At 34.8% G+C, this 11672-nt stretch carries 11 protein-coding genes; 5 read left to right on the top strand and 6 right to left on the bottom strand.

What is annotated here, in order from left to right; genetic code table 11:
• Positions 1 to 220 precede the first annotated feature (220 nt).
• The gene (locus V6C11_RS10840; RefSeq protein WP_333531178.1) at positions 221 to 1270 is read left to right on the top strand and encodes a hypothetical protein; all 1050 of its coding nucleotides are present in this window, start codon (positions 221 to 223) and stop codon (positions 1268 to 1270) included.
• Between the two features lie 350 nt (positions 1271 to 1620).
• Positions 1621 to 3450, top strand: coding sequence for a DUF342 domain-containing protein (locus V6C11_RS10835; protein ID WP_333531177.1), 1830 nt, complete (start codon positions 1621 to 1623; stop codon positions 3448 to 3450).
• 356 nt (positions 3451 to 3806) lie between these two features.
• Here the strand turns inward: V6C11_RS10835 and V6C11_RS10830 are convergent, their stop codons facing one another.
• From V6C11_RS10830 to V6C11_RS10815, 4 genes are all read right to left on the bottom strand, one after another.
• A complete protein-coding gene (locus V6C11_RS10830; protein ID WP_333531176.1) occupies positions 3807 to 4250 on the bottom strand; it encodes a universal stress protein in 444 nt (147 codons plus the stop codon).
• 92 nt (positions 4251 to 4342) lie between these two features.
• A complete protein-coding gene (locus V6C11_RS10825) occupies positions 4343 to 4471 on the bottom strand; it encodes a hypothetical protein (RefSeq protein WP_333531175.1) in 129 nt (42 codons plus the stop codon).
• Positions 4472 to 4507: 36 nt separating this feature from the next.
• Positions 4508 to 5581, bottom strand: coding sequence for a YeiH family protein (locus V6C11_RS10820; RefSeq protein WP_333531174.1), 1074 nt, complete (start codon positions 5579 to 5581; stop codon positions 4508 to 4510).
• Positions 5582 to 5690: 109 nt separating this feature from the next.
• Positions 5691 to 6155, bottom strand: a complete 465-nt coding sequence (locus tag V6C11_RS10815; RefSeq protein WP_333531173.1) for a hypothetical protein — start codon at positions 6153 to 6155, stop codon at positions 5691 to 5693.
• Positions 6156 to 6494: 339 nt separating this feature from the next.
• Between V6C11_RS10815 and V6C11_RS10810 the strand changes: the two genes are divergently transcribed.
• From V6C11_RS10810 to V6C11_RS10800, 3 genes are read left to right on the top strand one after another with little or no spacing between them, the layout of a single operon-like run.
• Positions 6495 to 8117, top strand: a complete 1623-nt coding sequence (locus V6C11_RS10810) for a PAS domain-containing protein (protein ID WP_333531172.1) — start codon at positions 6495 to 6497, stop codon at positions 8115 to 8117.
• Positions 8110 to 8724, top strand: coding sequence for a response regulator transcription factor (locus tag V6C11_RS10805; protein WP_333531171.1), 615 nt, complete (start codon positions 8110 to 8112; stop codon positions 8722 to 8724). The genes V6C11_RS10810 and V6C11_RS10805 overlap by 8 nt, the downstream gene beginning before the upstream one ends.
• Before the next feature lie 18 nt (positions 8725 to 8742).
• Positions 8743 to 10206 (top strand): PAS domain-containing protein, encoded by a 1464-nt coding sequence (locus tag V6C11_RS10800; protein ID WP_333531170.1) that lies wholly within the window; start codon positions 8743 to 8745, stop codon positions 10204 to 10206.
• A gap of 38 nt (positions 10207 to 10244) precedes the next feature.
• Here V6C11_RS10800 and V6C11_RS10795 read toward each other — a convergent pair whose 3' ends face one another.
• Both V6C11_RS10795 and V6C11_RS10790 read right to left on the bottom strand, forming a co-directional pair.
• Positions 10245 to 10382 (bottom strand): hypothetical protein, encoded by a 138-nt coding sequence (locus V6C11_RS10795; RefSeq protein WP_333531169.1) that lies wholly within the window; start codon positions 10380 to 10382, stop codon positions 10245 to 10247.
• Between the two features lie 13 nt (positions 10383 to 10395).
• Positions 10396 to 11520, bottom strand: coding sequence for a YeiH family protein (locus V6C11_RS10790; RefSeq protein WP_333531168.1), 1125 nt, complete (start codon positions 11518 to 11520; stop codon positions 10396 to 10398).
• Positions 11521 to 11672 lie beyond the last annotated feature (152 nt).

The following is an 11672-nucleotide window of genomic DNA, read 5'->3' as shown; positions in this document are numbered from 1 at the left end:
CCACTCCTTTTTACCTCCTGTATCAACAGATGTAACTTTCTGATAATACAGGTTTTTGGTTGAAAGTGGCTCAATTTTTTTCTGGCGTTTCCTTCAATTTTGGCTCACTTTTATTGTAGCATTTATAATAATGGGCAGTTGAAGAATAGAACTACACAAGACAAACAAGCACCCCAATGTAATATTAAATTTGCAAAGATGGTGGAGGGAATAATATTATATGAGTTCTGTGAAAAAAGAATTACTTCTTAAACATAAAGTAATCGAAGATGTTTTTAATTATCAAGATTTTGACTCAGAAATAGCTGATGTATATGCATGTTTTGAAAATTCCTTTCAAGAGTTATTTGAGGATTATGCAAGTTTATTCAATATAAAAGACTATTGTTTTTATATAAAAAGCAATGATACATGTAATGCCTTTGCTTCAAAGAGAGAAGGATATAATATAATAGGTATTACAAATGGCTATCCCATTTTGCTAAAAAGAAAATTTGACAAAGAATATTTCAAAAATATTTTATTGGCTGGCATTATTAATGAAAAACCTTTATTTGAGGCTTATTGTGATTTAGAAGAGGATACGGACTTTGATTACAGTAAATTCATATTGGATTGTTCGATAAAATTTACTTTTAACCACGAATTTGAACATATTCTACAATTAAATAGTGATCTTTATAATAGAGATAATTATTTGTTACATGAGAATCTTGAAATGACTGGATTTGATATTAAAAAACATGTATGGGAATTTGATGCAGATAGAATGGCAAGTTTTGAAGTTTTAAAATATGTATTTAGCGTATATAAAAAGCTTAAAGCTAAAAATGATGAGAAGTTAAAATGTTTACTGTTTGTTGGCTGTGCCAGCATGATTATAACTAAAAGCTTATTTTATTTTGGAGTTATTAATCAGTTAGAACCCAAATATTCAATTAATAAAAAAGACTTTTATATAAAAGAAAATTCCCATCCTCATCCATTAGTAAGATGTTTGAATATAATTGAATATTATTTTGATAATATAACAGAAGATTTCCCAAGATTAAAAATAGAGTTCCAAGAACTTCTTGATAATACAATAGCAATTATAAAGTTATATTTTGATTCACTTATTCCGAATCAGGATATTGCTAGTCACTTTTTAAGTGATTTAGAAATGTATTTAGATGATATAAATCAATATAATCAAGAATTATATGACTTTGCAATACAAGATGAATCAATTAGAAACCTATTATTGTTTAGAAACATTAGTTTTGGATAGGGCTTTTAGACTCAGGTAATAATCGGTACTATTTTGTCGTAATAATCGACACTTTTTTGTCGCCGGACACGTTCATCTATGTGCAGAGAGGCACCCCCATCGCGTTTTGATGGTCTAAGTTAACATAATATATATTATCGGAACCAATAAATTAAAAACTGTACCGTGCTTTTTCTGCAAGTTTTTGGTAGGTTTTGATCTAAAGCTGTAATCATACTTAGTTTTATTCCTGACCCATGATATACTATCATTATATATTTCACCTATCTATCTTAAATCAAGTAACACTAGGCCTACCAACACCTTTTGTCCAGGTGGTATATACTAATTTCTTGATTGGAGGGGTATAGATGAAAGTAACGGATAGTGGCAGTTATTCTCAAATTTCTCAAAATGACGATACTTCACCGCCCTCCCCCCCTCCCGAGTTCGGAGATGGTATGGCTTGGGTATCGGGTGGTAAAATATTTGTCAGAAATCCCGCCGAGGGAGCTAAAAAGGCGACGCTAACCCCGTGCAAGGAAATTCAAATCTATATTAATGGTCTTCCGATGACTAGTCGTATTGAAGTTTGTCAGGAAGATGTCATTGAGGTAAAGCCTCTATCGCACACCACTCAAGGACATATCAAAATTCTTATATCACCTGACAAAATGTCGGCCTTTTTAGATATTAAAAAAGCATGCATTAGTAGTTACCAACTAGTTGATTGCCCCCCTACTAATAATTTGTTACTGGTGGCTGAAGAAAAGAAGGATTTTGTTTTTAACGAAACCTATGAAACACTAATTGATATCCTGAAAAAGAATAACGTAACATATGGTATCAATTCAATAGCAATTAGATCAATAATCAAAAACCAGCCTGAGGGTATGTTATTAGTTGCTAAAGGCCTGCAACCAGGAGTTACACTGGATGATTCTATAGAGCCTATTTACGAGAAAAGAAAAATTACAGACAACCAAGATCTAGCTGAAACCATTGATTTTAAAGAACTATACAATATTCCTTCTGTGACTACAGGGGATGTTCTAGTTAGAAAGATGCCTGGCAAGGAAGGCTCACCTGGGATTACTGTAACCAATACTGCATGTAAGGCAAAGGCACCTAAAGTAATTTCCTTACTTAGTGGATTAGGCGTAAAAATCACCGATAATGGTCTAGAAGCTATTGCAACCTCGAATGGGCTGCCACATGTAAAATTAGCCAATACAAAATGTATCATCTCTATTGATCCTATTTTAAATTTACCTAGTGATGTTAATCTTGAAACAGGCAATATTCGATTTAATGGTCATGTAAGCATCAAAGGTTCAGTGGAAAATGAGATGAACGTAAGCGCCAGTGGTAACATTACTATTGCCAAAATAGTCACGGGATGCCAGATAACAGCTGGTGGCGATGTTACAATTAAAGGTAATATCGTAAACTCCGATATTACCGGTGGTGGCTTTATAGTTATATGTAATACCATTAAACCCCTTCTGTATGAATTATTAGAAGCCATGGAAGATCTTTTTATTTTAGCAAATTTAATGCTTGAGAAGCTAGAAACAAAAAAACTGATTATATTTGGTTGTATTTTAATGTCACTTATCGAAAAACGTTTTCCGAACTTTTATAATCTCATTGATAGGATAACTCATACGTTTAAAGAAGTAGATTTAAAACTTCTAGGAACATATGGGGAAATTTTGCAAAAAGCAGTGGCTAAACTAACCGGTATAAATATACTACAATTCCATACTGCCAGTGAATACCAATCTTTACTAACAAGCCTTACTAACTTCTCATATTATATTGAATCATTGTTAACGAGTCATAGTGTAGTAAATATCAATATTGCCCTTAATTCAGTAATTAAGAGTTCCGGCAATGTGATAGTTTCCAGTGGTTGTTTCAATACCCATATCATAGCCAAAGGCAGTGTAACAGTTAACGGGATTGTTCGAGGTGGAATAATCCAAGCCCAGGATAACGTATTCATTAAACAAATTGGTTCTGAGAGGGGTACAAAGTCGATCGTAATGGTAGCCGAAGGCAAGAGAATAAAAATTAATCAAGCCTTTGATGGTGTTACTGTACAAATAGGAAATTGTAGTCGAACCATTGATAGGCCCATGCAAAACCTTTTAATTGCGCCTGATGAAGATGGCTTTTTGCAGTTTTTTAATTTTTAGACTCGGTCCGATCACAAAAAAAACCACCTTTAGTAAGGTGGTTTGTCTGTTAATATGTTTATTATTCAAGAATCCCCAAAGAATTGATATAACACAAATATTCCTAATGTTATGGGAACTAAAACTAGTATACTATTATAACTCCAGCAATGTACAATACAATAAAATGACATAAACAGCAAAATACAGGGAAGAACACCTTTTAAATAGCCTAAAAAATCTTGCAAGACGGGATTGGTTAGTTTAATTGTACCCACCCCCTTGTTCCATGTTGTGAATATTTTAACATATTTTTGTATGGATACAAGGGTTTCTTCACTACATTATTAATTTTGACTTATAATTTTGTCACCATATTATTTGATGATAAAGACGGAACTAGCTATTTCTTTTAAAACTCTCTCCTTTACTTTACTTGATGTATTGCCTGGGGATTTTGGTTTAGTCCCTAGAATTAAAAGATCATACTTTCCTTTTTTAAATTCCTCGACAATTTCTAACTGTGGTTTCCCCTCCCTTAAACGCCACTGAAAAGTTAACCCTGTGGCTTCCGCCCGATCTTTAAATTCATTATAAATGTTATCTTGTCGTTCTTTAGCCATATTGTATATATAGTCGATAAACTGATCTTTCGTTATGGCACTGGCCAACTGATCAACATAACCATAATGGCTTAAACCTGTTTCTGCCACATGAAGTACAGTAATTTCCGCTTTAAAAAAATTACATAGTTCCAATACTCTTTCTAAAAACTCCCTATTTTCATCGCCATGAACCGCCAGAAGGATATTTTTAAACATTGTTTGTCCTCCTAAGTATCCTTAGTAAGATATTATGGCAGGATGGAAACCTAATTATGATTAGGTCCCTACCCTGCCATTCATTTGAAAACTTATGCCATTATCTTTGCCACGATTAACATTATTATCCCCAAACCAATTACCATATAGTCTTGCTTTCTAACCTTAAGGTCTGCAGCCCTTGATTCTTGCATAGCAGCAGCATTATCCTTATCAGCCACTCAGCAACACCTCCACTTATTTTTAAATATTATTTTTTATAAAGGTAACAGATACATAACAACTATCAGGGCTACAATAGCTTTAATTGCACCAACGATAAAGCCTAAAATGATACCATCCTTACCAGCGGCCTTCATATCGGAAAATCTGGTTGTTAGACCAATGCTGGCAAAACCTAAAGCAAAGCACCAATTCATAATTTCGCCGGCCATTTTTACTTCTTCTTTGCTGAAAAGACCTGCTGTGTTAGCTAGTACAGCAACTAAGAAAGCTATGATAAAAACAGGGAATTTGTCCATGACAAATTGGGTCTTATTGATATTGCTGGAAGCACTGGTGTTGTTTTTCAGTACCATCATAACTATATAAAGTACTACGAAGGGAAGTAATACTACACGACCCATGTTATAGATACCAGCCATTAATCCTGCATCCGGACCATAGGCCATACCAGCAGCCAATACCTGTGCTGAGTTAACGATACCTACACCAACCCAAGCACCAAATTGGTTCTCTGTTAAACCAATGGCTTTACCTATTGCAGGGAAGGTAAACAGAGCAATCAAACCAAAGATCAAGATCGTTGCAATGGTATAGGCCATTTCCTGACCCTTTGCTTTTACTGCGGGGCCGGTGGCCACTGTGGCAGAAACACCGCAAATGGAAAATCCAGCTGCCAAACATCCTGCCAAAGGATCTGTCATTTCAAACCGTTTACGCAGCCAAAAGCTTAAACCTACGGTTGCAAACAAAGTAACAGTAATAAAGATCATACTAATACTACCAACTTTTACCAATGATGCCAGAGTATATTTAGTACCCATAATTACAATACCTGTTTTAGTTAAAATAGTAGAGTATTTCAGACCTGGTTCTAGTATCGAAGGTACCCCTATGGTATTACGAATTAACATACCGAAAAGAATAGCTAATAGGATATGGTTTAAAAGTGTGGCTTCAAAAAAAGCCTTATGATTTGCTTTTAGGTAACCCTCTCCCCACATTGCGGCAACCGCAAGTAAAGCAACCAGTATTAGACCGGGAATTGCTTTCGCAAATTGAGCACCTAGACTTTTACTTTGCGCTTGGCTGATTTGAGTTTGTGCCAAGTCAATACACCTCCGTCACAATTTTTTTAATATTTTGAAGATGGCCTATAAATTTTTCTGGATTTATGCCTCCCTTCAATAAATGTAATATAATTGAAAAACTAATTGGTTAATACACCGATACTTGAGGTTCCGATGTATATAGATGTTGATTCGTGAGATTGCCCAAGTTTCTAATTAAAAAGATATTGTCCTGATAACTTCCATTTACTAATATTTGATCATATTTATTAATTTGAAATGTCTCACTGAATTTCGGACCAACATATTTTTTGAATTTACATTGTACGATAGATGCATCTACACTTTCTATTTCAATGTCACCATCAATACAACCTATGTCCCCATCATTGTGTTTTTGCCATGCAATATTGATAACCTTACCGTTAAGTGTTTTATTGTTTGGAACAATGGATTCTCTTAGTATTTTATTTATTCTTCCGACATTTAACATTAATTTAGGTAACAACAATATAACCAAAGGTGTTATACATATAATGAGTATTACTATCCAACCATACCACTTAACAAGTTTTTCTTTCTTTTGATATATGTTTTGGTTTATGTTTACCACAACATAACCTCCTCGTTTTGGTTTTGAAGATTACATTGTTACAAATATTACTTACTTATTTGATAATCTTTGGCTTTCTTTTTGGTTAACTAAATCATAATTTCTTTTTGGTTTTCGGTCAACGCATTCAGTCTACATTGAAAAATAGAGATCACCCTCTTGACACTTTTGTGTCAAGAGGGTGATCATTTTTGTGTCATTCCTATTTCAAATTTTATGTCATCAGCATGACAACCTTAATATGCGGATGGTTTAGCTGTTTCCTGCATAATATTTAAAAGGGTTTTAGAAATTACCTGTCGAATTTTAAGAAATGAAAAATGAAAAAGTGGTGTGGCTATGACAGTTAACAAATGGCTTTTGAAAATATTTATAATCCTATTGATATTAACCCTTGTAACCTCGATCTTTTTATTTATAAAATTTATGAACACCTATGAACAGGTAGATAGAATGAGGTCTTTCCAAGAGCAGCTTGCGGATCTTGACGATTTATCATCAAATATAAATAACATGACCTCCAATTTACAGGATTATATTATCTTAGGGGAACAAGAGTTTTTAGAAAACTATTACTTGCAGAGCTCTTCCATTGCAAAAAAACAAACAGAATTGTATAATTCTCCAACTTTATCACAAAACCAAGATGTCTTACAATTAATTGAATTAAGCAAGTCCTTTATGTCCTTTGCTTCTTTAGAGGTTATACCCATAATACAATCTAAAGATACTTCCTGGGAAAATATTGAATATCTATATAATAGGAATAATGAATTAACCTACGAACTCATGAACAAGCTGAATATCATTAAAAATGAGAATGATGCACAAATAACGAAGTACTCTCAGATAACCATCTTAAATATTGATAATAAAATCAAATTGTTACTTTTTATCTTATTATCTACCCTTTTTTTACTTCCTTATATGGCGTATCTACTATTCAAACCACTATTAGCAAAATGCGTATACATCAGTGAATTAGCAGAATACTCGGATGATGCTGTTATGTTTATTGATAGTAACGGGGATGTAAAATATGTAAACAAATCCTGCCAAGATTTATTTGGCTTACTTCCCGAAAATGTAATAGGGAAAAATATACAACTGTTTCCAGAATTTTTCCCGCGTTTACAAAATGCTATCCAACCCTTGTTTCACTCCGTAATACACCAAAAAGAAATTTTAAAAAATAAAGTGACCTATAAAGATGATGGTCGGTCCATTGATTTAACTGTCGACTATATTCCGACAAAGCTATTTGATCGTTTTATCGGGTCAATAATGGTATCACGGATTGCTAATAATCAAAAGGATAAGCCCCTGCTTCTGGATACACTAGAGAAAGAACGCAAGAGAATTTCCATAGAGATTCACGACTGGATAGCCCGTTATATGTCAACGATTATCCACTCTCTGGACTATAATCTTCGTCTGCATAAAAATGGGGATTTAAAGGGAGAGCCATTGTTGCAAAGTCTTAGTGACCTAAGAAGCCATTGTCAAAATGCTGCCATTGAAATGCGTGGTATCATGAATGACATTCACCCCTATTTAATTGATAAGGTTGGATTGATTTCTGCCTTGGAATCATATATTACTACATTTGAAAAATTAAATAATATAAAAGTTTTTATTTTCTACCATGATAGATCCCTTAAACTAAAAAAGAAAGATGAAATAATCATCTATCGTATCATTCAAGAAGCACTAAGTAACATTGTTAAGCATGCTAGGGCCACTGAGGTTGATATTAATTTCACCAAAGAACATGATACTTTAAAAATTGAAATAATGGATAACGGCGGTAGCGAAGTTGACTTTGTAGCCGGCAAAGGACTATGGGGTATGAGGGAGCGAGCAAACCTTATGGGGGGTACGATTGTATTTGGTTATTGTGAAATAGGTTTTTGTGTTACCCTGAGTGTACCCATTATACCAGGAGGCCAGAACGATGAATAAAATTAAAGTCATGTTGGTAGAAGATCATAATGTATTCCGTGAAGGATTAAAAAAATTATTAGAACTGGAAGAAAATATTACTGTAGTGGCAGAAGCTGGTTCCTGCCAAGAAGCCATGTCCAAACTAGCTAGTGATATAGATGTAATTCTTATGGATATTGGCCTACCCGACGGGGATGGCTTAGACCTGGTTAATATCATCAGGAAACAGTATCCTAACATTAAGCATGTGGCTTTAACAACCTATGACGATCCAATTTTTATTAAAAAAGCGATGGAATGTGGTGTGCGGGGATTTGTACCAAAATACGCCTTCTTTGATGAGATAAAAGCAGCAATTTTAATGACTTATCGGGGTGGTTCCTATCTTTACCCTGGTCTGAATACAGATACCCTGCTAAATTTAGCCGATTCCGGTTTATCTGATAAAGATATTCAGCTTCTACAACTGCTTACCAGTGGGAGAAGTCAAAAGGAAATTGCAACTGAACTTTTTATCAGCTTATCCACCTTTAGAAGAAGGCTAAGGGAAATTTTCTCTAAGCTAAATGTTCATTCAGTAGAGGAAGCCTTAACAGTTGCTGCTAGAAAAGGGATCATTAAGTAGCATTTAGGGAGAGCAATTATGAAAAATTCTTCTCAAAAGATTAAACCGATCTTCCCTACCCTTTTATCGGTCTTTTTAGTAGGCATTTTTATTATTTTTTCCCTGATGGAATTTCGCCACACCAACAAGATTTTAAATCAGTATGAAACAGGGATAAAAGAGGTTGCCATAAATAAAACAAATTTGTATTTTGATGACTTAAAGACAATAACTGTTAATGCTGCAAATAATTTTGAAAATAATAGCTCTATTCATAAACCTTTGGATTTAAAAACCCTTTTGACCCTTGACCGTCGCCTAACAAGCATATACCTTGTCCGAAATGATGGCAAAATAATAGATGCTACGGAGAAAGAATATAACCAAAAAATCATTAGGGAGATTGCTATCAAGACCTCCGAATTGCATTTGTTTGAGGTATTCGTTTCTGGCGTTTACAAAGGCACACTGGCAAATTATGACGCCATAAGTTTGGCCATCCCCTTAGGAAAAAAAGTAGCGTTTAAAGATCTTGTGATGGTTCTTGAATTTAGGATTGATCCGTATAAAAATGATGTGACCCAAGAATTCTTAAATCCAAATTACAAAATAGCTATATTTGATCAATTCAACAAAGCAGTTATCTGGCCCTTTGACCCAGTCTACCTGGAATCCCTTGACCTAAATGCAGAAACCTTTTTTGAAGGGAAAAATAAATATAATCTATCCTCAAATACTACCAAGGAAAATTGGCGAATTATTGTTTTTTTTACGTCTACAAATTTTGAAATATATCGGGTTTTTACTATTTTATTTCTGGTGTTTGCTTTATATATTTGTCTTTATGAACTACTGGTGGAATTTTGGGGTGTCAATACTGCAAAAACATATTTTGAGAATATCGATTTCGCTATTCTTAATCAAATCAATGAAGGCGTTATTATTGCCAATAATACGGGTATTATTCTCTTTGCCAATGAAGCAGCGCATAATATCTTTGCCGATCGTAAAAACAGTTTAAGAAATGTTACACTTAAAGAAATTTTGGGTAATGCAGGGGATAATCTGGAAACCCAGGATAAACACTTTATTTCTACCGTGATGTTCAGAGACAATATATTAAAGGCTATTCACTCACCCATTATTAAAAACAACAAAATACTTGGATCCTTAACTGTTATTAGAAATAATAATGATAATAGCAACATTGACCATCGGGTATTGCATAAACTTATCGAATCACTACCTCAGGGAATCGTCTTTTTCAACAAACACCATGAGGTAGTTCTGTCAAACTTAATCGCAAAGTGTCTGTTAAGCAATTTAACAATCGGTGCAAATATAGAAGTGATAGACAAAGAGTTGGCTTCTATAATATATAACAATATTGACACCGGACTTTCCAAAAGAACGCAAACCTCAACCGGTCATAACTGTGAAATCACACCGATCTATGACGATGACGGAATCTATGTCGGTACGCTGGTTATTCTATTAACATAATACAAAACCCTTACCGCAGTTGGTAAGGGTTTTGTTATTTATTGATGCATCATCAATACGATTATTAGTATTAAAAAAGCAATAGAGAGTGCTGTATAGTCCTCCATTCTTTCCGTGGCAAACAAAGAAAAAACTCTCGGTTCCTTTTCTTTGGGCTTCCTTACTCTGTTCTGCATCGTTTCACCTCTATTAGGGATTCTCTGAAATCAGTAAAAGAACGACAATAAGTGCCAGCAAGGCCTTAAATACCGCCGCCACAGACCCCACAATTAATGGTTTCCCCCCCGCTTTTCGCAGTTCCGAAAAAGATATTTGCATACCCAACCCGGTTAAACCTATGGCAAAAAACCAACTATATAATTTTCTGATGGTTATTAGCTCCGGCGATGGGGGGGAAACCGGCCCTAACAATCCAACAGAGGTGATAAACACCATAATCAAAAAACCCAATACAAAAATCGGAAACTTACTCCATAATCCCGTGTGAATCGTTATATGTTCATCCAATAAATTAGCCGACCGACTGCTCAAAACTGCCAGGGCCAGTACCACGAAGGGCAAAAATATAACCCGGGCTAAATTGTATATTTCACCGGTTTTTAAGCTGACAGATGCATGGGTGGCTGTTCCTGGATCAAAGATTAGGCATACAGCCAAAACCTGCCCCGAGCTAAGAATCCCAGTCCCCGCCCAAACGCCAAATTGATGGGCACTTAAATTTAACATTTTACCAATTACAGGGAATAGAATGATTGATACTACTCCATAACTAAGAATTGTGGCAATCGAAAAGACAACGTCCGTGGTTTTTGCCCTTACTGCGGGTGCTGTAGCAACAATAGCGGATACACCACACACAGAAGTACCTGCAGCCAATACCGCCGTAGAAGCCGGGTCCATATTTGCTTTCTTGCCCAGCCACATTGTTAAGATCAGGGTCATAACTACAAAAGAAAGAATTAAAAATATTGCTGTTCCCCCTAATTTTACCACATCTCCAAAGCTATAAAGGGAACCCAACAAAATAACACCAACCTTGATAAAAATACGTGATGTTGTAACACCTTGCATTAACCAATTTGGCAGCTTGATTAGGTTTGCAATTAGAATACCAAATAAGATACACAAAAAGATATAGTTTAGAGGTAAAACGCGAATTATCATACTATTACTATGGCTGGTGCTTTTAATGTATGCTTCTAAACCTGGCCACGGAATGCCAAGGTCCTCCCCACCCATGGTAAATATTGCAATTGTAAACATTAAGAGTATACCTGGGATTGTTTTTATTAACTCGGAGGCTTTGTTCGACATCGTGTGACCTCTCCTAGTGATGATTCATCTATTCCATATTACGCCTATCGCTTAATTATAGCAGTTATTTCAGCTAATATGAATTACTTAATCGAATAACTTACCCTAATAAATTATACTGCAAAAAAGCTTGCAACAAGTAAAAAACGTTA

The organism is Desulfotomaculum sp. 1211_IL3151 (assembly GCF_036763075.1).
Taxonomy (GTDB): Bacteria; Bacillota; Desulfotomaculia; order Desulfotomaculales; family Desulfotomaculaceae; genus Desulfotomaculum.
This window is presented reverse-complemented; position numbering and strand designations above follow the sequence as displayed.